Raw genomic sequence first — 23,878 nt, forward strand, 5'->3', positions numbered from 1 at the left:
TGGAATGCTTTTATTGATTTGTTATTTAATTAAAATGCGTCATCGTATCTTGGAAAGTTTTACCTTCAACCCAATATTTCACAGCATCTGAAGTTGTTTTAACAGCTTCTAGCATATCTTGATGAACCTCTTTTTCAAAACCACTTAGTACATGAGAGATAACAGACTGACTAGGATAGGGTCTACCTACACCAATTCGTATACGATTAAATTCTTTCGTTCCAACGTGTTGAATCAGACTTTTGATACCATTGTGCCCGCCCGCGCTTCCTTTTGTTCTCAAGCGAATTTTACCAGCTGGCAAATCCATATCATCGTAAATGACCACGATATCTTCTTCTGTTAAATCATAATAGTCCATCCAAGGTCTCACAGATCTTCCAGAATCATTCATAAATGTTTGCGGTTTGATCAGCAATATTTTCTCAGAACCGACTCTTCCTTCCGCATAAACAGATTCAAATTTACTTTTATTGAAAGCTAACCCTAACTGGTATGCGAGTTCATCCAGTGCGATAAAACCGATATTATGTTTCGTATCACGATACTTGGCACCGGGATTTCCTAAACCAATGACTAATTTCATCTTCAAACTCCTTTAATCTTATCTAATTTATACATGCAAAAAAGCTGAACAGGATTAACCGTTCAGACTTTTACTCTTATAGATGATATGCCTACAAAATTATACCATAGTCGATTCCCGAATAACATCTTACGCACTCTTTCGATTTGGTCAAGATTTTTATGACTAGGTTTTCTTCACGAACTGATTTTTACAGTTTGGGCACGTAATTCTGATCTTGCCTTTTCCTTTGGGAACACGGATCGACTGTTTACATTCGGGACAAGCAAGGACTTTATATACTTTTCTCTGTGCCTGTTTGTTTCTTAATTTCTGTACCTTCGTCAGCCATTTTTGCTTGATAGTAATGTAATATCTGTATTCTTTATAGCGATTGGTTTTTTCTTTTGAGAGAACTCTAAGAAGCGCATAAGCAATTAAAGCGATACCGAATACAGAAACGATCATCCCACCCACAAAATTAGACACTATATTCAGTAGAAGTCCAGCTGCCATCAGCACTTTCGACAGTTCATCTAAGCCGTACCGACCGTTCATATAGAAAAGCATTTTTTGTAAAAATTGCATATCGATCATTCCTTTTCTTAACGTAACTTTATTGTAACAAAAAAGTGTTAAGAATTCGTGAATAAATTCGATTTCACAAAACAAATAGACCGAAATGTCTATTAAATAGACATTTCGATCTATAGTCTAACTCGATTTCAAATTTTTATTCTTCAGCAGCTGGTTCAGCTTCAGTTGAAGAAACAATAATCGTTTCGTAACGAACCAATTCGTCTGTATTGGCTTCGTCCCCTACTTGCCAACTATCATCATCAGAGACACCCACTTCAAAGGTCATATCTTCATCCGGCGTTGGAACAGCATAAGTAAACCCGCCTTCTTCAACAGCTGGTTTTTCAATTACTTTTCCGTCTTGAATAACATAAGCGATGATTTCTGTGTCTTCTTCAGAAGCTGAAACTGATCCTGTAATTACAGCTTCGCCACTTACTGGTGCGTATACATATCCATCAGCTGTCCATTGTGCACCGACAATTTCCATTTCAATTGGAGATGTATAATCCAAGCTATCAGAATCGATATCGTCGATGATATCCATCGCGCTATCGCCAGATTCTTCTGTATCTGTTGCCTCTTCGTCTGACATTTCCGTACCAGTATCTGTCGATTCTTCATCATTCCCACACGCAGCTAGCATCAAACCAGATACAGCTAATAACCCAACGATTTTTTTGTAGTCCATTTTTCTTTCTCCCCCTATTTTACGATAGATCACTTTCCTGAACATTTCAGAAAAGTTAAATCTTACTAATCTTTCAACAGTATACTACCATAATAAGAGAATTATAACAATTGATTTTAACCAAAAAAACAGCTACATAATAAGCCAAAGAATGTTTAAATCCTTTATCAAAGGTAATTATCATCAAAATCGAATAAAACTCGCTTTTTTTAAAATGATAATATGATGATTAATAATATAATATAATCAGATAGTTAACCAAACACACATGATTCAAACTTTGATCTTATATCGCTTTCATTTTCTTTCAAGCAGATTATACGTTTCTAGGATTTTATCTAATAATAAATCTGATTGAAGTCCTGTAATTTCGCTAATCACGTTCTTTGTTTCTTCATTTTTCAGGCGTGCTTGAAGTGCTACACTTTCTGTATCAGCAGGGTCATTGTAATAAAGAACCTTACTGACAGTTTTCACTAAGTGATCCACGGAAAGGTCGCGTTCAAAAGCTTCCCTGATTAGTCTAATAAAGCGCTCGTCGTAACCCAATTTACGTATCGGTGTTCTTCCGACCCGCGTTACACCATCCGATAACCTAGGATTTTCAAATCGTGAAATGATTTTTTCGATGTACGCTTCATGTTCTTCAGAATCAAATTGCCACTTATCAACGAGCAAGGCTCCTGTTTCTCTCAGTACATTTTTCACTTCAGCTAATATCTGTTCATCCTTAAGAGACTCATCGATTGTCTCATATCCAGCATATGCGCCATTATAAGCAACGGTTGCGTGACCTGTATTGACAGTGAATAATTTCCTTTCAATATACGGCTCTAAATCAGCAACATATTTGACACTTTCCAGCTTTAATTTGTCATTTTTCGACTGTTCAGCACTAATGACCCATTCTTTGTAGGGTTCTACAGTCACTTTTAGTGGATCTTCATGTGTTTGTTGAGGAACGATTCTATCGACAGCAGCATCAGGAAAGCCAACATACTTTTCAATATAGCTGCGCGTCTCCTCGTTGGAGACATGTTTCAGTACTTCTTCTTTTAAGAATGTACTACCACCAATCATATTTTCACAAGCTACTACATCAATGGGTGTTTTGTTATCATTAACACGTCTTTGTTCTATACCTTCTGCGATCAACGGCGCAATATGTGGTAAAATATTCGGACCAATCGCTGTCGTGATGAGATCTGCCGTTGTTAAAGCTTCCACAACTTCTTCAGGATGCTCAGCATTATTAATACCATAAACATTATTCACTCTAATGATACGATTTTCTTCCGAAGCTTCTTCGATCGTGTATTCTTTCTGTTCATTTAAAGCATCAATAACGACTTTATTCACATCAACAAATGCGATACGAGATTGATTTTGATTTAGAACTTCTCCAATAAAGCCGCGTCCAATATTTCCAGCGCCAAAATGTACTGTCAGCATTATGCTTCGATACCTCCTAGTAATTGAACGATCTCTTCTTTAGATTTTGCATCCGCTAATTTTGTCACGTTTTCTATTTCAGAACAATAAATCGCAATTTGGGAGAGTACTTCCAGATGGTCATCACCCGCTCCAGCAATCCCAATAACGATCATCGCTAGTTTATCTTCTCCCTCTTCTCCAAAATTAACCCCGTTAGGTACCTGAACAACTGAAATCCCCGTTGCATCAATCAAGTCTTTCGCTTCTTCTCTACCGTGAGGAATCGCTATAAAATTACCCATGAACGTTGAAACAGTCTGGTCTCTCTCGATCATTGATTCGATATAATCCGGTTTTACATAACCGCCATCCACTAGTAATTGTCCAGCTTTACGAATGGCCTCCTCCTTATGACTAAATGTCTGATTCAATACGACGTTTTCTTTTCTTAAAATCTCCATATCTTTTATCTCTCCTACTTCATTTTGTCTAAAAATATTTGATTTAAATGTTGTTTTATCTGATCTTCAGAACCTTTATTGAATAAATTCAAACTAGCATCACTTTCTACAATTGAAGCACTGATGGTACCCATCATATCTTGTATTGGTATGTCCATCGGTTCAGGTGCAAGTAACAATAAAATGCGATCTAGCTGCATATTTTTCTTTTCCATATTCATGAGGTCAAAGGATTTCGGAAGATCAACTATACTAAAATACGGTTCTTCAATTGATGGATGAATACAATGAAACAAACCTAGCCCCGTATTCGGAATCCCAATAGGTGCAGAATTCATCCGCTTCTCTAGTTTTTCAGCAACCGCCATCGGCTCATTCGACACTGCTTTTGGTAAATGACTACAAATCTGTTGGAGTGTTTCTTGCAACGTTCCAAATACACCTACTTTTTGAATAGAAAAGGATTCAAGCAATCGATTCACCTTTACCATCTCTTCAAAGAAATCCTTAAATGTCTTTTGTGCTTCAGCTTTTTCTAGTAGCCGATCTTTGTTTCGTATTTTTTTGATTTTTTTGCGTAAGACTTGCTCGATATATTTTCGAATACTTTTCAATTCGTCATCCATCAATAAAGGGGTTACTACTTTGTACTCTTTTTCAAATCCTTGAAGGAAAATGGTTGATAGAATCAAGTCGTACTGGTCGTAGTTCAATTGATGCAACTGAGATATTCTGGAAACATCTACCGTGGTCACTTCGGATATATTTTTACGTAAGCGACTTTCTAGTATTTTTGCAGTCCCCATACCGCTTGAGCAAATAATCAATACATTGAGCAATTGGACACTTGCGTTTCGTTCAAATGCAGAAGCAAAATGTACAACTACGTAGAGTAATTCATTGAATTGAAACGTGAATTCCGGAAAAATTTCTTCCATACGTTTTTGAATCATCTCGCTCAATTCAGTGTACTCATCTTGGATTTTCTCAAGAAGAGGATTGTTCATTTCAGGCATTGGTGCTTTATTTCGTTTTACTGCTGCTGAAATATGGGCAAATAAATCTTTAAACAGTGTCTCATCTTGATAAAACTGCATGGTCATATCTTCTGATACAGCACGAATGAGTTCTCTCACTTTGTAGCTTAACTGCAGATCATAATCTTCAGAAAATTCATCTCTCAAAGGGACATTTAGTCCATCAATCTGTAAGGCTAAAAAGATGATTTCTTCTTGTGGAATATCAGAGCCATCGCTTATATCATCAAGTTTCCTCAAGATATCTTTAGCGATTCCTCTACTACGGTCACGAACTATGTGGTCACTTGTCTTGCTACTCTTCGTTTGATTGATTGTATAGCCTGAATTTATGCGCATTACTGTAAATGTCAGAAATAATATCAGACTCTGAAGTTGCGTATCATTCACTTCTCCAAATTGAAAACCATCGTTCTCTTTAACGACGCTATAAACGGATGCCATGACTTCAGGATCTAATATGTCCAGAAAAGGATTTGAATGTTCATGAAATCTCTGTTTAGAGAGTCTGGATTGATCTTCAAACAATCTAAAAAAATTATATTCATTCAATTCACTGGCAATAAGCCCACTCACGATCAGTCTTAAAGATGTTTCTGAAGCATCGACTTTAATGCCTCTTGCTTTCATTTTTAAAATTTTAATGTCATATTCTTTGAAAATATCTTCGATTGTTTGGAGATCTTGTTGGATCGTTCCTGCACTCACTTTCAATTGATAGGCTAACGATTCTGTCTTTATTTCTTCTTCTTCAAGCAATAGCGTAATCATCAACAAGCTTTGCCTTTTTTTAGACGACAATTCATCAGAAGAAGTGTAGAGCTCGGTCTTGAGTTCTTCTACGGAATCTTTGTTTCCCTCAATAGAATAGCCATCATTTTCTTTTGCTAATTTCAATTGATATTGCGCAATCGTACTCTCAAGACTAGCGATTTCTCTATAGATTGTTCGTGTACTAACCTCTAGTTGATTCGCTAAATAATTGATCGTTACCCCGTTTTTCTGATTCAGTAACAATGCCAATATCATTTTTTCTCTATTTGAGATGTACAGGTCGTTCACCTCTTTTCTTTAAATACCTTCTAATGTTTAAACGAAAACATAGAAAACAGTGAAATTCTGCACTGTCTTCTATGCGTATCCCTTTGAGCCAATAAGCTCACCTGGTGATTAAGATTGATTCCTGATTTTGTTGATGATTTCATCATATTTTGGACTACCTAAGAAGTTATCCACAGAAACATGTACTGCACTAGGTGTACGTTGAGAAGCTCGTTCCGTCAATTCTTCTTGTGTGATGACCAATAAGCCTTCTTCATCTTGTAAATTATTGATGGAAGAATTTGTCACGCTAATATTCAGGTCTGCTTCTTTTACTTTTTTCTTCATAAGAGAAGCACCCATTGCAGAGGACCCCATTCCAGCATCACAAGCAAAGATGATTTTATTCACTAGCTTGTCTTCAACAGCATCTACTCCTGTTGCAACGTCACCAGCACCAACCGCACCTGCGTCGTTTGCTGTGACTTGACCTTTAGCTTGGGCTTTGTTCGCACTTGATTTAGCAATTGCAGCATCTAGTGCTTCTTCACTATCATCAGAACGATCTAATTTCAAGATAAGAGAACCGACTGCAAATGATGCAGCTGCAGCAATAAGCACACTCGAAATAACTGCAACATAAGCGCCACTAGCTGTCGCACCCAATACCGCAATAATTGAACCTGGAGAAGCAGGAGAACGCAATGCTCCACCTAGAATAACGTTTGTGAATGTACCGGCTACACCACCAGCAATCGCAGCTAAGAACATCGCAGGTTTCATTAATACATAAGGGAAATAGATTTCGTGAATCCCACCGATGAAGTGAATAAATACCGCTCCGAATGATGACGATCTTGCTGAACCTTTACCAAAGACCATATAAGAAAGTAAGATACCAAGTCCGGGTCCAGGATTTGCTTCAAGCAAGTATATAATCGATCTACCTGTTTCAGCCGTTTGTTGCGCACCAAGTGGTGTGAAAATACCATGATTGATTGCATTATTTAAGAACAATACTTTAGCTGGTTCAATAAAGACGTTTACTAATGGGAGCAAGTTAGCGTTGATGATCCATTCTACACCCGCAGCCATCGCTTGGTTCAATCCTAAAAATACTGGACCTATTACAACGAAAGCCAATAAAGATAATATGAATCCGATGATACCGCTTGAGAAGTTATTGACGAGCATCTCAAGTCCAGTTGGAATTTTATCCCCGAAAAAATCATCGAATAGTTTGATCATATACCCACCAAACGGACCAACAACCATCGCGCCAAGTAACATCGGTGCCTCAGGCGCTCCTAAGATTACCCCCATCACGGCAATAACCCCAACGACCGCTCCACGTTGACCATGAACCATGCTACCGCCCTGATAGGCAATGAGAATCGGAATCAAATAGTTGATCATAGGACCTACCATTGAAGCAAAATCCTCGTTTGGCAGGAAACCATCTGGAATGAACAAAGCTGTTAATATCCCCCAAGCTATTAACGCTCCGATGTTCGGCATAATCATTCCACTGAGGTATGAACCTAAGCGCTGAACAAAAGATTTGCCACCTCTACTTTGTGTCTGTTGCATTTTGCATTCTCCTTTTATATTAGATTTTTCTAATTGCTAACCCTTACATTTGCATTGTAAGCGCTATTCAAACAAATTACTACTTACACTAGTTAGAGGTTTGTCAATTTGCTTTTGACAAAATTGTGCTTTCATCACCACTTCTTTGCCTCAACATTCCCTCTTTAGAATATTAAGCGCTTCGTGCTTTCTACTTTATATTGTTAAGTAAAACCAGTTTGACTTAAGATTATTAAGTAAAAAGGAGTCAATCCCTTAATACAATTATCAAGTATACCAATTTTATTTATAATTCATTTATTCTGTTTGACAAACCACGTCATTGATTATAGTATTGTGAAGCAACCAAAGATACACACTAAAAAAACAGTATATACCAATATCATTTTGGTCTATACCTTAAAAAAGAAAGAAGGAAAATATATGTGCGGAATCGTAGGATATATTGGTCACAAGGACGTTAAGGAAATTTTACTAAGAGGTTTAGATACATTGGAGTACCGTGGGTATGATTCAGCGGGAATCTACATTACTGATGATGAAGATCAAGGTCATTTATTCAAAGAAAAAGGTCGTATCGCTGCACTTCGCGACAAAGTAGACCAATCTGTTTCAGCTCATTCTGGTATCGGACATACTCGTTGGGCTACTCACGGTGTTCCGAGTGTGGAGAATGCACACCCTCACCAATCAACAAGCGGCCGTTTCACTATTGTACATAATGGTGTAATCGAGAACTTCGAAGAAGTCAAAGACGCTTACCTATCAGATGTACACTTCCACAGCACAACCGATACTGAAGTCATTGTTCAGTTAATTGCTTGGTTCGTCGAATCTGAAAATCTGGATACGATCGACGCTTTCAAAAAAGCAATCGTTACTTTAAAAGGTTCTTACGCACTTGCTTTAGTTGATAGCGAACAACCAGATACTTTATTTGCTGCTAAAAATAAATCGCCATTACTATTAGGTACTGGCGAAGGTTTCAACGTTATTTCGTCTGATGCCATGGCAATGGTACAAGAAACAACTCAATTCATCGAATTAATGGATGGAGAAGTCGCTACTTTAACAAAAGATTCGATTAAAATCGAAGACCTTGCTGGAGAAGTTGTCGAACGTGACACTTACACCGCTCACATTGATGCAAACGATCTTGGTAAAGGTACTTACCCATACTACATGATCAAAGAAATCGATGAGCAACCTGCTGTTATGCGTAAGCTTGTTCAACAATACCAAAACGAAGAAGGTACACTTGAAGTTGACGAAGCTGTACTCACTGAAATCAAAAATAGCGACCGTGTATATATCGTCGCTTGTGGAACAAGTTATAATGCTGGTTGGGTTGGAAAACAGTTACTTGAACGTGTAACGAATACACCGACTGAAGTTCACCTTGCTAGTGAGTTTGCTTACAATACGCCATTATTGACTGAAAAACCATTCTTCATTTTCTTATCTCAGTCAGGCGAAACAGCCGATAGTCGTCAAGTACTTGTACAAGTTAATAAAGCAGGACATCCTTCTTTAACCTTGACAAACGTACCAGGTTCGACTTTATCTCGTGAAGCTAAATATACACTTCTTTTACATGCTGGACCTGAAATCGCAGTTGCTTCAACTAAAGCTTATACTGCTCAAATCGCTGTTTTAGCAATCCTATCTGAATGCGTTGCTCGTTTCAACGGCATGGAAATTTCTATCGACGTTGCCCATGAGCTCGGTATTATCGCTAACGCGATTGAAACAATCATTAGTGATCACGAAATCTTTGAACACTTATCTGTCACACACCTGAGCACAAGTAAAAATGCTTTCTATATCGGTCGCGGTATTGATTACTACGTGGTTATGGAAGCTGCATTAAAACTAAAAGAAGTCTCTTATGTTCAAGCTGAAGGATGGGCTTCTGGGGAATTGAAACACGGTACGATCGCTTTGATCGAAGATAATACACCAGTCGTTTCGATCATTACCGATGCTGTATCTGGTCCACATACACGTGGAAATGCGCACGAAGTTATTTCTCGTGGTGCACATAGTATGATTATTTCTATGGAAGGATTAGATCGTCAAGAAGATGCTTATGTCTTGCCAAAAGTTCACGATCTTCTTACACCGTTAGTCAGTGTTATCCCAACACAGTTAATTGCATACTACACTGCATTACACCGTGGTAACGACGTTGATAAACCTCGTAACCTTGCGAAATCTGTAACTGTAGAATAATAACTGCTCAAAATAAGAACCTCACCTTAGTCATCTAAACAATTTCTGAGGTGGGGTTCTATTTTTTTGTCTTAATCTTTGAAAAATCGTTTCGTCAATTCCTTGATATTAACGTACAATAAGAAATCATATTATTATAGAAAGGAATAGATACTTGGATAAACTAACTCAAATTATCATCAATCAGATCGAACAGTTGTCAAAACCGATTATTATTGGCATATCCGGTCATGGCGCATCAGGTAAAACCACACTTGCTTTATCACTGATCGATAAGCTAGGAAAAGACTTTGTCAATTACCTTAACACTGATCCTTACATCGTTAGTGCAGCTGTAAGAAAGCACACTAAAATCACTTATAACTATTTCGGGAAAGACCATACTTATAAAATGACTGCTTGCCATCCAGCAGCGCATCATACATTAGCACTCGAAAGAGATCTTTTTATGATAAAAGAAGGGTATGCATTAAAAACTATGAATGTTCCTTACCTCAAGCAGACTATTTTGTCTTCCGAAAAACAGATCACATTAGTCGAAGGCATGAGTGTAGCTTTTATTGAACCCGATTTATTGGATTACGCTATCTATTTATACTCAGATGACGAGACCGAATGGCTTCGTAGAAATGAACGAGATTTAAAAGAAAGAGGATCTAGTTTGGCATTTTTAGCGGACTCTCACGCCGAACGACGAATTCAATACCAAACTTTTATGCACCCTTTCAGTCAATTATTCAATCTAGTGGCTGATACCTCGCAAGATCAAATCAAAATCGAGCGAATATAGAAAAAGAGGCTGGGACTTTTCCCAGCCTCTTTTCTATGTTAAGCCTCAGTAGGTTGTGTCGCTTGTACACCGCCTCTTTCAACGCGTTCAATGGCTTCTGTTCCTTCTGTTTCTAATTTATAAGCTTTTTGATCTACGATTCTAAAGAATGGATAATAGATTCCGGCGGATAATACTATTTGAATCATCTGCCACACGCCGCCTCTCCATCCACTGAGTAAGAATCCCGAAATAATCGGTGGTGTAGTCCACGGAATATTAGCACCATTTGCGTATGGCACAAACCCTGCTGACATCACAAAGTAAGTCAGTGCCGACATCACTAAAGGCATCAACAAGAATGGAATCATCATGATTGGGTTCAATACAATTGGTAATCCAAAAATCAGCGGTTCATTGATATTGAATAATCCAGGAACCAATGCTAACTTCCCAAGTGTTTTATATTGTTGAGACTTTGCAAAAAGTACAATACAAAATGCTAAGCCTAACGTTGCGCCCGCACCACCTAACTTAATAAAATTGTTGTAAAATTGCGCGTTAATAATATTAGGTAATTCAGCACCAATCTTAAATGCTGCCAAATTTTCCGCTGTTAAGTTCAACCAAATAGGGTTCATTACTGCTCCAACAATATTAGAACCATGAATCCCAAAAGACCACAATAACCCTTCAAAAATGAAAATAATAAATGTCGTTGGTAATGTTCTCGATAGTGCTAAAAGTGGCATTTGTAAAATTTGAAAAATAAATGCGTGGGCAGTTTCATAAGAAATCAGACTAAAACCTATTCGAATAAAGTTGAATAATACAATCACAAAGAATGCAGGAATCAAGGCTGAAAAAGATCGTGCCACGTTAGATGGAACAGCATCCGGCAGCTTGATCACCCAACCTTTTTGAATAACCATTCTATAAATTTCAGTGGCAATAATTGCAGAAATCATCCCTACGAATAAACCACTTGCACTCAAATTCAGCATTGGAATCCCTCTAACTTCATCAGCACCAGTAATTGTTGGTGTTAAAATGAAGAATGCTACTAAAGATACTAAAATCGCACCTATATCATCCACTTTATAATAATTAGCTAATGACTTAGCCATACCAATCATAACAAAGGGCGTCATGATCTCCATTGTCATATCGTACGGGACTTCAAAGTATGATTTCCATTCTGCACCAAGAATACTGGACATGAATCCGTCGTATCCTTCAATAGGCAGATTGGCAAACAGCAAGAATATAGACCCAATGATCAAAAGAGACATCGCTCCAAAGAATCCTGCTTTAACAGCCGATAAGTAACGGTTAGCATCTAATTTAAAGGCAAGTGGTGAAAGAACATCTGATAATTTATCTAGTGCGTTTTCCATGTAAATACCTTCTCCCTGTTAAAATTATTAAGCGTTTTCATTTTTGATTTTGACACAAGATGTGCGCTCTGAAACTACACTTTTTGATTGTATATTTTCAGCATCTTGAATCAAATTTTTTGTTTCGTAAACGATACTTTTAAGTGACCATGATCATCTAGATAGTTCTATTATATATTCCAAAATAATTTAAACAAGCGTTTTCTTCATTGTTATATCAACGTTTCCAATATGTAATCCATTACATACACAGGGTTAAGCCATTTTAAAATCAATATTCTTTTCGAATATAACTTCTAGTCAAAATTATACATTTCATGATTTTATACAAAAAAAGCGTGCACGCAGCTTTGCGTACACACCTGATAGATTTATTGATAATTTTGGTACAAGCGCTCTACCATACTTGTAATGCGATTTCCAATTTCAGCATATGTTTTCGTTGGTAAATTGGCTAAAGAAACTCTAACCGTCCATTTACTTGAACCGAAAGCTTCTGATTTCAGCAACATCAATTGTTCTTCTTCAGCTAGCTTGGCAACCAGATCGGTCATTGTCCAGTTACTTTGAACATAGTCTACGAAAGGCTGCTCATACTTCTGTTTAAGCCACCATTCAAAGTCGATTTCACAATAATAAGCAGTATTCAGTTCTTTGATTGGCATCAGCATACCAAGCGAATCATAGAGTGCCTTGCCTCGCTTCTGACAGATACTGATAACTTCTTGCTTATAGACATCTTTTGTATCCAATAAAGCATATAAGCTGAATAATGTCATCATAACTTGTTGTGGGGCTGATAAGCCTGCCGCATGATTCAGCGCCACTGATCTACTATCTGCAACCAATCGATCGATAAACGAAATCGATTCAGGATCTGAGGTAAGTGTCTCGTATCGCTGATTCAATATTTCTTTTTTCTCAATCGGCAATTGTGCCAAACGATCATCAAAAATATTTTCTTTTGCTAGTGCAATGGTTCCAATTCTCCAACCTGTTGCACCAAAATATTTTGAATACGAGTAAATGCATGCTGTATTATATGGTAAGACTGTAAATAAAGAAGTAAACTGATTCAAAAAGGTTCCATAAACATCATCTGAAAGAATCATCAGATTCGGATTATCTTTTTCTACGATATCGATTAGTTGATCAATAGAATCACCATAAATTGCGTTAGCTGTAGGATTACTTGGATTAACGACAAATACTGCTTTGATAGACTCATCTCTTAAGCGGTCAAGTTCCTTTGTAGGAAACTGATAACTGGTTTCCCCGTTGATGGTCACTAATTCTGAACGAATGTACTGAACGTCAAATCCATATTCCGGCAATTCAGGAATTTCCATATAAGGTGCAAATGTTGGGATGAGTAAGGCAATCGTATCCCCTTGCTCCAACAACGCATTATTTACTAAAGAATTAAAGGTATAGACAATACCAGCCGTTCCACCTTCTACAGCAAACACATCAAAAGGTACACTTTTTGAATCAAATAATTCATGATGAAGATATTGTTTGATTGGTTCTTCGCTAGCTTCTAAGATTCTCTCTGGATGGGGGTAATTATCTCCAATGACATCATCCAACATATGTTTCAGCCAGCTTTCTTTAGGCATCCCCATCAAATGACCTGCCTGTTGCCAAATCTCGTTCAGTAATTCAGCACCTTGGCTATCTTTCGAATCAAGAAACGCTTCAAATCGTTCCGACCGACTACTGTCTTCTTTTATCATGCCAGCGATTTGTCGATTCTCACCTAGCATTGTTTCTTTTACTGCAAATTCCCCTAATAGGAAAAAAGCTTCTCTCGGGATTGGGGCTGTCCAATTAGGATTCCCTCTACCTGCGTTTAAAAATTCTTTCGTATTAGGGGTTTTCTGCATGGTGCTTTCTAAATATAAATTCAGTTCAAATGGGCTAAGACTTTCAAGATCCTGTTTCAAAATTCCACTCCTAGTTATTTTCGGATTATTTTCTCCGTATTCGTTACTGAGTATAACAAACACACTTCTATTAACCAAATGCAAATGCTGTTATTACGGGATTTTATATAAATTCTCATATAACACCTCGATTATGAGTGTTTTTTAATTCGCTGAATCATTATTTTTTGTATAAAAAAACGACTCCATTAGCTTGAAGTCGTTTTTCTTTCTCATTTTAATGTTTTTCAAACCATTCAACAATTGCTTCCATTCTTGCAAGTCTTAAGTTTGGTAGACCCATTCTTGAAAGTCCATGACTCGATTGAGGGAAGGTAATCAATTTAGTATCTACGCCTTGCTTTTTCATCGCAATATACATTTGTTCTGCCTGTTCCTGAGGACATCTTAAATCTTCTTCTCCGTGAATAACCAATAGGGGTGTTTTGACATTTCCTGCATAAGCAAGGGGAGACATTTTCCATAATTCTTGCATGTCACTTAAATCATGCTGTAATTGAAATTCTACAAAGTGCGGACCAACGTCACTCGTACCATAAAAACTGATCCAGTTCGAGATACATCGTTGTGTAACGGCTGCTTTAAAACGGTCAGTGTGTCCTACGATCCAGTTTGTCATAAACCCACCATAACTACCACCGGCAACATATACATTTTCAGTGTCGATCTCTGGATGCTGATCGAGAACATAGTCTGTTCCAATCATCAGATCTTCATAATCTTTGTTACCGTAATCTCCTAAAATAGATGCAACAAACGCTTGACCGTACCCATTACCGCCTCGAGGATTTAGCATGATTACACCATATCCCTGAGCAGCTAATTTCTGCATCTCATGGAAGAAGGTCTCACCATAACAAACATGCGGACCGCCATGAATATACAAAATCACTGAATGTTTCTCTTTCTTGTCGACCGGATCCATATACCATCCTTGAATGTCCCAATCATCCGCACCTTTATACCAGAACATTTCCGGCTCAACGAGTTTGTGTGTTTGTAAAAAGGTTTCATTTGGATTATATAGTTTTTCGATTTCACCTGTTTCTAGATTCAATATGCCCACTTCACTCGGTTTGGTTGCTGTTGAATAGGTTACTGCAACGCGGTGTTGCTCGCTTATTAAATCACCACCAGTATAATGCACTTTCTCATCAACTAGCTTTTCAAGCTGCCTTTTTCTATTTCCTTGATAAACTTGTAATTTTCCATGCTCTGTCACTGGGAAAAGAAACTCTTCATTATTCATCCACTGTACTGGAAAATCTGTTACATTCTGGTGGAAGTCACTAATGATCGTATCCCCAACTTCTGCATCCAACGTCTCTGTCAGACACGTTAGTTTTTGATTAGAAACATCATAACCATATAGTTTTGCTTGAGATACAAACGCGAATTCAAAGTCATTTCCAACCAACAGATAGTAATCTTCTTTTTCATTGGCTGCTGCAAAGCGGAAACTTCCTTTAGGGATCGCTTTAGTAATAGCTGCCATCTTCTTTGATTTCAAATCATATTTATAGACGCTACCACCATAGACCCATTCATCTTCCGGATCCAGTTTATCAGCTAATAGAAGATAACTTTCATCTTTAGAGACATAACTCAATCCTATAGGACGATCATTCTCCAGAATCACTTGAGTTTGTTTAGTCGCAACTTCAATTTTTTTGATTTGATAGGTAAGATCACTTGGGTTGATACCTCTCCCATCCATTTTATATTGTAGGGTCGTGATGACTTTCGGTTCTGGTCTTTTTTTACTGCTGGTTTCTTCATCACTCGCTACTTCATTTGTTTTTCTCGATGTTTGATAATATAGCCCTGCACTATTACTGGACCATTGATAAGTCGAAACGCCCTCTTTTTCTTCTGTCAGCTGAAAAGCAGAGCCCCCAGTCAAGGGAATCAAAAATATCTGTGGTTTCTTGTCTTTTGTATTATTAGACAGATAAGATAGCCATTTACCACTTGGTGATAAGTCAATCTCTACATTAGCCGAGCCACTATCCCCCCAATGTACTTTTTCTTGCGTGTTTTTATGTACACTATAAATAGAAGTTTGGTATTCATTTTCTTCTTCTTTTAATACCGTTTCAACGAAGAAAACGAAGTCCTTCCACACCTTCGGTTGTGAAACAGTTTTTAATTCAAACAAACTTTCTGCTTTTAATGTTTTCAAATGACTAGCTCCTTCTGGTTAAAATAATTCATCAGAATATTACTATTAGTTATATCAAAGAGAATATATTAAATAAAGTAAAGACTCATTTATTAAACCTACCCTTTATAGATAATTTCTTTATTATAATTCATAACTTATTACAATTCTGCCATTCATTGTTAGGTTAGTCAATACTATTTAATGATAAAATTCTAATTATATTCATTTTATTATCACCCAGAAAAGGATGCCTAAATTCTTTAGTTAAAATTGTTATTTTTCACGCATATATTATTCATTTGTGATATAATGAGCTTATAGAAAATGATATAAAAATTCTAAGGAGCGTGTTATTGTGAGTTCACTAAAAGACCAACAAAAAATCATCTTAATCGGAGATGGCGCAGTAGGATCTAGCTATGCTTATTCTCTTATCAATCAAAATATCGGGCAAGAGTTAGGAATCATTGATGTCAATCGAGATAAAGCCGAAGGCGATGTAATGGATTTAAGTAGTGCACTAGCATTCACAGCACCCATGAAATTATACGTTGCAGACTACGAAGATTGCGCCAACGCTGATTTGATTGTTTATACAGCCGGTGCAAATCAGAAACCAGGCGAAACTAGACTTGACTTAATTGAAAAAAATCTCCGCATTACTAAAAGCGTTGTAGATAGTGTAATGGCCAGTGGTTTTGATGGCATTTTCCTTGTAGCAACAAACCCTGTTGATATTCTTTCTTACGCTGTCTATAAATGGTCAGGATTGCCTGCGAAACAAGTTATCGGTTCAGGAACTTCTCTAGATAGCGCTCGTTTCCGTCAAGCTATTGCTAATTTACTTGATGTAGATGTTCGTAACGTGCACGGCTACATCGTGGGTGAACACGGAGATACTGAGTTCCCAGTATGGTCTCATGCAAATGTTGCTGGTCTACAAATCAATGAATGGATCGAAAATAATCCTGACACTGATGAAAAAGCATTAGTAGATATTTTCTTTTCAGTACGTGATGCCGCTTATAATATTATCGAGAAAAAAGGCGCTACTTTCTATGGTATCGGTGTTTCACTTGCTAGAATAACAAAAGCCATTCTTAATAATGAACATGCCGTATTACCCTTATCTGTTCTTTTAGAAGGAGAATACGGTGAAGAAGATATTTACATTGGTACACCCGCTATCATTAACCAAGGCGGAATTAAAAAAATCATTGAAATTCCTTTGAACGATTCTGAAAAAGAAAAAATGAAACATTCTGCTCAAACAATTCGTGAACATCTTAACGAAGCATTGAAAAACAGTCCAGATCTAGCTTTCAAAGACTAGTCTTCCCTAGTACGAACCTAACCGTTCGTACTAGTTATTAGGTATTTAAGTAAGCGTTATCATTTTGTATGGTTATTTTATTAAGTGACTCATTGTTTAGCTGAGAAAGCTTCTAAAATGAAAAAAAATAAAACAACTGGAAAAACAGCTACCAGTTGTCCTATTTTTATTGTCTTCTTTCTAATAATTGCGTTGTTATTTCCGAAAGAATCATCTTCTCATTCGTTTCAGGTAAAGCCTTTATTCTTTTCATTGCCTTATCTGTGTATTTTTGGGCTAGTAGCTGCGCTTCTTCTACACCACCGAATTCAATAACCAATCGCTGCACTTTCCGCATATCTTGATCTGTCATCTGCTTTTGCTTTTCTAGTAGTGGTAAAAACAGCGAACGATTCTTTTGCATTGCAAAAATGAGCGGTGCTGTATAAATCCCTTGTCTGACATCTTCTAAAACAGGTTTGCCGAATGTTTCGCTAGTCTGTGTATAATCCAGAATATCATCTAATAGTTGAAAAGCCATACCTATATCACTTCCTATATAATACCCTTTTCTTGATTCCTTCTCTGATAGACCACCTTCGATTGAACCAGCATAGCAAGAAAGTGCAAATAGTTGTGCTGTTTTTCCAGATATTTGTGTCAAGTATTGTCGCATCGTCATTCGTAGATTGTAATACAGATGCATCTGGTCCAGCTCACCCATCAATATTCTTTCCATTCCCTTTGTATTGATCTCAAGCTGGCGATTACTTTGCGCATATTGCGCCAGTAACCGAAACGATACGGTGAATAAATAGTCTCCAGCATAAACTGCCGCATCTTTTCCATAACGAGACTGGATCGTCTCTTGTCCTCTACGCAAGGGGGAATCATCAATAATATCATCATGTATAAGTGTAGCCGTATGAAGCAATTCAACAGAAGCTGCTATTGCTCTGGCCCTCTTTATATCATGGTCTGGACCGAACGTTGAAAATAATAGTGTATAGGCTGGCCGCAACATCTTACCTCCACGATTGAAAACGTCCTTCAATACCGCTTCTACTTCTTTGTTTCGCATCTGAATCGATTGGTCAATAAGTTTTTTGACACTATTCAGTTCATTTGCCAACTCAGGATACGGTTTCCACATCGAATGTACTGCCATGTGTATCTCCTTTTTAATATGATAATTGGAACATGAAAAAAGTAGAGACGCGTCTGTCTCACGCCTCCACTCATCATTTTAATGATAATCTACTTCTTAGTAAAGAGATCTTTCTTTTCCGTACCACCATAAGCCTGCTTTTTCCTGAATCCAGGGAATAACATAATAATCTAAACCAAACGCTCTTCCTGATCCGTTCATTAAAGCTATCGCAACAAAAATGAACCAGATATTTACCCAGTAGAACATTCCTGAAAGTGCAAACGAAACAACTAATCCAATCGTTGCTGCACTGGTTAACCAAGTAAATAACCCAAAGATCAATGCAAGAGCAATTGCAATTTCAACACATGTCATGAATTTTTGGAAAAACAAAGCCATTTCAGTATTTGGAATCATCAATTCCATAATGCTTTCAAACCACCCTGGTGCGTGATCAAATACTCTCATTGGTTCTTCACCATAAACATAGCTTAGTCCAAAAATTGGTTTTGCTACTTCTTCAACTGCTTCTGAAGCACCCGAGGTTGGATCTTGTAACCATGAGAAAGGTAGTAAAACTTCATCACCAAACCAGCTCTCAGATCCTAATATACCAAACGCTTTTTTCAATCCCTCAATTAACCACATGCTCCCATAGAAAACCCTCAAAGGTACGCTCCATAATACATTACCATATCTAGATAAATGCCCACGGAATATATTACGTTTATTCTTGATGTGGAAAAATTCGTGGAAAATATATTGTGTCATATAATAGCCAGAACGAATATCAAAGAAATATTTCAAATTAACGATATGCTTCATAAGAATAGCTAAAAATCCACTTAGATGAATTTTATCGAACAAATAAGCAACACCGTAAGTAGAACCGACAGATACTAATGTACCTTGATAGTTAGATTCATGAGGATGTTTTTCGCCACCTTCTATTGCAGCAGTAATATTTTTAGCAGCAGTATGTCCTGTTTGTTCTGCCGCTTGAACAATCTGAGGCGTTGGTTTACCATTTTCCTCGTAGTATACGAGGTCTCCTATTACATATACATTATCCAAATCTTTTGCTTCCATAAATTCATTTGCAACTAGCCTACCCGCACGTGCTGTCTCTGTCCCAAAATTTTCTGCATCTGAATTAGCTTTAACGCCTGCTGCCCAAATTAGTGTATGCGTTGGCAGTGTTTCCCCTGTTTTTAGTGCTACTTCATTATTGGTTACATTTACTACAGGTGCTTCTGTTAAGATTCGGACTTTCTTTTTAGTTAAGTATTTTTCTACTTTATTTGAATCGACTCGAGGAATCGTTGATAAAATCTCTGGCAGCGCCTCAACGACGACTAATTCGATTTCATTTGCATCAATGTGATACTTATCAGCAAGAACAGGTTTCCAGTCAACGAGTTCGCCAATCATTTCGATTCCTGTCAAACCAGAGCCACATACAACAAATCTGAGCATTGCAGCTCTCTTCTCTGGGTTTCTCTCTCTAGCAGCTAAGGCAACCATATCTTCGATATGACGACGGATACGGACCGCATCTTCCCAAGACCATAGTGTAAATCCATTCTCTTTAACTCCAGGTGTACCGAAATCATTAGCTTCTCCACCCATACCTAGCACAAGGTAATCGTAGTTATATTGACCATTTTCCGTGATAACTATTTTATCTTCATGATTTAACTCAGTAACATTGTCCGTAATCAGTTCAACATTTTTTCTTCTTGCGAATAATCGCTGAAGATCGTATTGAATGGCACTCGGTTCTACTCTACCCCCGGCTACTTCGTGTAATTCCGTCATATAAGTGTGATACGGATGACGATCAATCAACGTGATCTTCACCTGTTCATTTTTCTTCAATTTCTTTGAGAGCGATTTAGCAGCGGATACGCCTGCAAATCCTCCTCCGACAACAACAATATTAATCTGTGGCATGATGGTATCTCCTTTTATGAATGTATCATTGTGAAAAACAGTGCATTTGCAATTGATAATCTTTTCACAATTGTCTCGATGGATTTATTATAACGAAAACGAGATAACTTGTCTATACTTTTTGAAATACAGTTTGATAAAAGGAATTAAATAACTAATCATCTAATTTTTTATATTAGATTTATTATTTTTTGTGAAAGTATAGACAAACTAATTCTGACGTTGTATACTGTGTTTGTTCAACAGTTATCAATATAAAATTGTTTAGCACTTATATCTATTATGGAGGGAATACCATGGAAATTAGAAAAAGCATCAAATTCGCTACAACTTTATTTACATCTACACTTATATTAGCAGCTTGTGGAAACTCAGATGATGCAGCTTCTGAGAAGGAAGACAGCAATACTGAGGATGCAACAACTGAGGAAGCAGCAACAGATTCTACTGCTTCTGGCGAGCTACAAGATGGTTCATATTCCTTAAGAGAAGAAAATTTTGACGAGAACGGTTGGCGTGTATTATTCGATATCACTGTCGAAGATGGCGCAATTACTGAATCAGACTATAACTATGAAGATGAAGACGGTAACTTAAAATCTGAAGATGAAGCTTATCAAGAAAACATGTCTGAAAAAGTAGGTGTAGGCCCTGCTGACTATATTCCAACTTTAAATGGTGAACTTGAAGAGAAACAAGATCCTTCTGAAGTAGACGCTGTATCAGGCGCAACACACTCATCTGAAAGCTTCATCAAATACGCACAACAATTAGTTGACGCAGCTAAAGAAGGAAATACAGAAACAATTGAGGTCAGCAACTAATTTTATCTTTCGTCCACTATTATTTTGAATTATAATAGTTAAAAGTACTTTGATATAAGCAGACCTTAGGTAATCATCTAAGGTCTGCTTTTGTCTTTACTTGTTCTGCCACAATGATTGAAGGAGCTAGTTAAATGAATATTAAAAAGGGATACTTTCAGTTGCTTTCATTACTTTTCGCTTTAAGCTTAATAGCAGGTTGCGGACGTAATCCATCCACTGATGATCGTAAACTTTCTTCTACTCCCTATGAAGAGACTGAATTTTTAATGGGAACCGTTGTTAAGCTATCTATTTATAATGACGATAAAGAAGATGTACTCACGACTGCGTTCGATCGGATTGAAGCATTAGCTAAATTTATTACCACAGAAGAATCCGGTGAATACTCAATGATTTCAGCAATTAATGAAGCTGCTGGTAAGCAACCAGTGGCAGTATCTGATGATTTATACAAATTGATTCGCACTTCTGTAGAATACAGTGAAAAAACAGACGGAAGCTTTGATTTAACGATTGGTCCTCTGACTAATCTTTGGAGAATTGGTTACCCCGAAGCGCGTTTGCCTGAGCAAAGTGAAATTGACCAAGCACTTGCTTTAGTTGATTACACAAAAGTAGAATTAAACGATCAGGAAAAATCTGTCTTCTTGAAAGAACCAGGAATGCGTTTAGATCTTGGTGCAATCGCAAAAGGATTTATCACAGATGAAGTCGTCCATGTTCTTAAAGAAAACGGCGTGGATACGGCTATTATTGATTTAGGTGGTAATCTATACGTTTTAGGGAATAGTCCTCGAAATATTGAAGAAGAATGGAATGTTGGTATTCAAGATCCCTTTGAAGATCGCGGTAAGATTTTGGGATCACTTCCTGCAAGTAACCAGTCGATCGTTACTTCAGGTATTTATGAACGATTTCTTGAAGTCGATGGCAAGCAGTATCCTCACTTGATGAACCCCGAAACCGGCTATCCTTTCGACAATGACTTAGCTGGTGTGAGTGTTGTGACAGAACAGTCGATTGACGGTGATGCATTATCTACCTCTTTATTTTCTAAAGGTTTAGATGATGGTTTGGCGTTTGTAAATCAACTCGATGGTGTAGATGCTATTTTTGTAACAAAAAATAAAGATGTCTATTTGTCGGAAGGTCTGAAAGACTTTGAACTGACAAACACAGACTTCAATCTAAAGAATGGAGAATAGCGATGACAACTAAAGTTTTTCTAGATTTAGTAGAGATCAAGACTAAACTAGCTAGTTTATTTCCTTTTTTGATTGGGACTTTATTCACACTTTATTATTTTCAAACCTTCGACTTTCTGAATACTTTGATTTTCTTTGTTTCTATGTTGATTTTCGATATGACCACAACAGCTATTAATAATTTAATGGACTATCAAAAGGCTAAAGCCGATGATTACAAAAAAAATGTTAATATTATTGGCCAATCTGGTATTTCTGAGCGATTTGTCACTTCTTTGATCATCACCATGCTTACTGTAGCTTCCTTACTCGGTATCTTATTGGTCTATAGGACAAGTCTATTGTTATTATTTATGGGTGGATTATGCTTTCTAATTGGCATTTTTTATACATTTGGACCTGTTCCAATTTCGAGAATGCCTTTAGGAGAAGCCGTTTCAGGTCTAACTATGGGGTTTGGTATATTTTTTATTTCTGTGTTCGTGAATACAGAAGAAGGATTGCTTATAGACTTGATTTATCAGTTTCCTACATTTATGATTACTGGCGATAGTGTCTTGCTTGCGGTTATTTTGTTCGTTTCCTTACCAATCGTTTTTATGATTGCAAATATCATGCTTGCGAATAATTTATGTGATTTATCTGTAGACATCTTAAATCATCGTTATACGCTTCCCTACTACATCGGTAAAGAAAGAGGTATCCAGCTATTCAATTTGCTCGTATACGCGAGTTACCTCGTTATTATCATCGCAGTGGCCTTACAATTGCTCCACCCTATTCTGCTGTTGATTTTATTTACACTTATACCGATTACAAGAAATTTAAAACAGTTTAATCACGCACAAATCAAAGAGAAAACGTTTATCATCTCTATAAAAAATCTTGTATTATTTTGTGGAACAGAAGTCCTTCTAATTGCAATTAGTTTATGGATTTCTTGAGAACAAAAAAGGTTCTATAATATATGACGTTGGTGAGAAATCACTAGCGTCTTTTTTCTATGATTAAATTAGAAAACAAGTGAGTTCTCCTGTAGAATGATAGTCGCCTAAAACCAAACATTCATAGGGGGAACTCACTTGCTTACATCAAATGATATGCAAAAAGTACTCGATATTCAAGACAAAAATCTCTTATTTGAGGAAGATTGCGTTTCTTATGCACTCTTTAAAAATCATTACTGTAAATTTATCTACTGTACGCTCTCTTACATGCCTACGGCATGTAAACATTGTGGAGAACCCAATCAGAACTATTCTATTTATAAAAACGGATCTCAGACTTCCAGCGTTACTTTCCCAACAACAGGTGTCACTCCAACTTACCTTAATGTGAAGAAACAGCGGTTCAAATGTAAGAACTGTCAGAGAACGTTTACTGCTTCAACACCCATCGTACAGGAGAACTGCTTCATTTCAAACTTTATCAAAGCGGCTGTTCTCGTAAACGCTTCTGAAGCTCGATCTGTCAAAAACATCGCTTTAGAGACCCATGTTTCTGCTACAACGGTTCAAAGACTGAT

General features: G+C 37.2%; 19 protein-coding genes. 7 read left to right on the top strand and 12 right to left on the bottom strand.

Features of this window, described 5'->3' with window-relative positions; all coding sequences use genetic code 11:
• Positions 1-25 precede the first annotated feature (25 nt).
• The 7 genes from pth to J5J05_RS10100 form a co-directional block, all read right to left on the bottom strand.
• Complete coding sequence (gene pth, locus J5J05_RS10070) at positions 26-586, bottom strand: aminoacyl-tRNA hydrolase (protein WP_208560557.1); 561 nt, start codon at positions 584-586, stop codon at positions 26-28.
• Positions 587-751: 165 nt separating this feature from the next.
• The gene (locus J5J05_RS10075; protein WP_208560558.1) at positions 752-1,153 is read right to left on the bottom strand and encodes a hypothetical protein; all 402 of its coding nucleotides are present in this window, start codon (positions 1,151-1,153) and stop codon (positions 752-754) included.
• A 145-nt stretch (positions 1,154-1,298) separates the two neighbouring features.
• Entirely contained in the window at positions 1,299-1,835 is a 537-nt protein-coding gene (locus J5J05_RS10080; protein WP_208560559.1) for a hypothetical protein, read from the bottom strand.
• A gap of 297 nt (positions 1,836-2,132) precedes the next feature.
• Positions 2,133-3,287, bottom strand: coding sequence for a mannitol-1-phosphate 5-dehydrogenase (locus tag J5J05_RS10085; RefSeq protein ID WP_208560560.1), 1,155 nt, complete (start codon positions 3,285-3,287; stop codon positions 2,133-2,135).
• The gene (locus J5J05_RS10090) at positions 3,287-3,730 is read right to left on the bottom strand and encodes a PTS mannitol transporter subunit IIA (protein ID WP_208560561.1); all 444 of its coding nucleotides are present in this window, start codon (positions 3,728-3,730) and stop codon (positions 3,287-3,289) included. The genes J5J05_RS10085 and J5J05_RS10090 overlap by 1 nt, the downstream gene beginning before the upstream one ends.
• A 14-nt stretch (positions 3,731-3,744) precedes the next feature.
• Positions 3,745-5,829, bottom strand: coding sequence for a BglG family transcription antiterminator (locus tag J5J05_RS10095; protein ID WP_208560562.1), 2,085 nt, complete (start codon positions 5,827-5,829; stop codon positions 3,745-3,747).
• Between the two features lie 108 nt (positions 5,830-5,937).
• On the bottom strand, positions 5,938-7,398 hold the full coding sequence (locus J5J05_RS10100; protein WP_208560563.1) for a PTS mannitol transporter subunit IIBC: 1,461 nt from the start codon (positions 7,396-7,398) through the stop codon (positions 5,938-5,940).
• A gap of 423 nt (positions 7,399-7,821) precedes the next feature.
• Between J5J05_RS10100 and glmS the strand changes: the two genes are divergently transcribed.
• Both glmS and J5J05_RS10110 read left to right on the top strand, forming a co-directional pair.
• Positions 7,822-9,630: a glutamine--fructose-6-phosphate transaminase (isomerizing) gene (gene glmS / locus J5J05_RS10105; RefSeq protein WP_208560564.1), complete on the top strand. Its 1,809-nt coding sequence runs from the start codon at positions 7,822-7,824 to the stop codon at positions 9,628-9,630.
• A gap of 154 nt (positions 9,631-9,784) precedes the next feature.
• On the top strand, positions 9,785-10,420 hold the full coding sequence (locus J5J05_RS10110; protein WP_208560565.1) for a uridine kinase family protein: 636 nt from the start codon (positions 9,785-9,787) through the stop codon (positions 10,418-10,420).
• Positions 10,421-10,458: 38 nt separating this feature from the next.
• On the opposite strand, the gene J5J05_RS10115 is transcribed toward J5J05_RS10110, so the two are convergent.
• From J5J05_RS10115 to J5J05_RS10125, 3 genes are all read right to left on the bottom strand, one after another.
• Positions 10,459-11,796: a PTS sugar transporter subunit IIC gene (locus J5J05_RS10115; protein ID WP_208560566.1), complete on the bottom strand. Its 1,338-nt coding sequence runs from the start codon at positions 11,794-11,796 to the stop codon at positions 10,459-10,461.
• A gap of 371 nt (positions 11,797-12,167) precedes the next feature.
• On the bottom strand, positions 12,168-13,742 hold the full coding sequence (gene aspD, locus J5J05_RS10120; protein WP_208560567.1) for an aspartate 4-decarboxylase: 1,575 nt from the start codon (positions 13,740-13,742) through the stop codon (positions 12,168-12,170).
• A 217-nt stretch (positions 13,743-13,959) separates the two neighbouring features.
• On the bottom strand, positions 13,960-15,924 hold the full coding sequence (locus tag J5J05_RS10125; RefSeq protein WP_208560568.1) for a S9 family peptidase: 1,965 nt from the start codon (positions 15,922-15,924) through the stop codon (positions 13,960-13,962).
• Positions 15,925-16,258: 334 nt separating this feature from the next.
• Here J5J05_RS10125 and J5J05_RS10130 point away from each other — a divergent pair, with 334 nt between their 5' ends.
• Entirely contained in the window at positions 16,259-17,239 is a 981-nt protein-coding gene (locus J5J05_RS10130; protein ID WP_208560577.1) for an L-lactate dehydrogenase, read from the top strand.
• A 166-nt stretch (positions 17,240-17,405) separates the two neighbouring features.
• On the opposite strand, the gene J5J05_RS10135 is transcribed toward J5J05_RS10130, so the two are convergent.
• Positions 17,406-18,386, bottom strand: coding sequence for a polyprenyl synthetase family protein (locus J5J05_RS10135; RefSeq protein ID WP_208560569.1), 981 nt, complete (start codon positions 18,384-18,386; stop codon positions 17,406-17,408).
• Positions 18,387-18,482: 96 nt separating this feature from the next.
• Entirely contained in the window at positions 18,483-20,321 is a 1,839-nt protein-coding gene (locus J5J05_RS10140) for an FAD-dependent oxidoreductase (protein ID WP_208560570.1), read from the bottom strand.
• 296 nt (positions 20,322-20,617) lie between these two features.
• Here J5J05_RS10140 and J5J05_RS10145 point away from each other — a divergent pair, with 296 nt between their 5' ends.
• From J5J05_RS10145 to J5J05_RS10160, 4 genes are all read left to right on the top strand, one after another.
• Positions 20,618-21,145, top strand: a complete 528-nt coding sequence (locus tag J5J05_RS10145) for an FMN-binding protein (RefSeq protein WP_208560571.1) — start codon at positions 20,618-20,620, stop codon at positions 21,143-21,145.
• A gap of 140 nt (positions 21,146-21,285) precedes the next feature.
• Positions 21,286-22,353, top strand: coding sequence for an FAD:protein FMN transferase (locus J5J05_RS10150; protein WP_425270359.1), 1,068 nt, complete (start codon positions 21,286-21,288; stop codon positions 22,351-22,353).
• A gap of 2 nt (positions 22,354-22,355) precedes the next feature.
• Positions 22,356-23,297, top strand: a complete 942-nt coding sequence (menA, locus tag J5J05_RS10155) for a 1,4-dihydroxy-2-naphthoate polyprenyltransferase (RefSeq protein ID WP_208560573.1) — start codon at positions 22,356-22,358, stop codon at positions 23,295-23,297.
• A 138-nt stretch (positions 23,298-23,435) separates the two neighbouring features.
• Positions 23,436-23,878: transposase family protein (locus J5J05_RS10160; RefSeq protein WP_208560574.1), on the top strand; the 443-nt coding region annotated here is incomplete at its 3' end.

The sequence above is a fragment of the Marinilactibacillus kalidii genome (assembly GCF_017599325.1).
In the GTDB taxonomy this organism is placed as follows: domain Bacteria; phylum Bacillota; class Bacilli; order Lactobacillales; family Carnobacteriaceae_A; genus Marinilactibacillus; species Marinilactibacillus kalidii.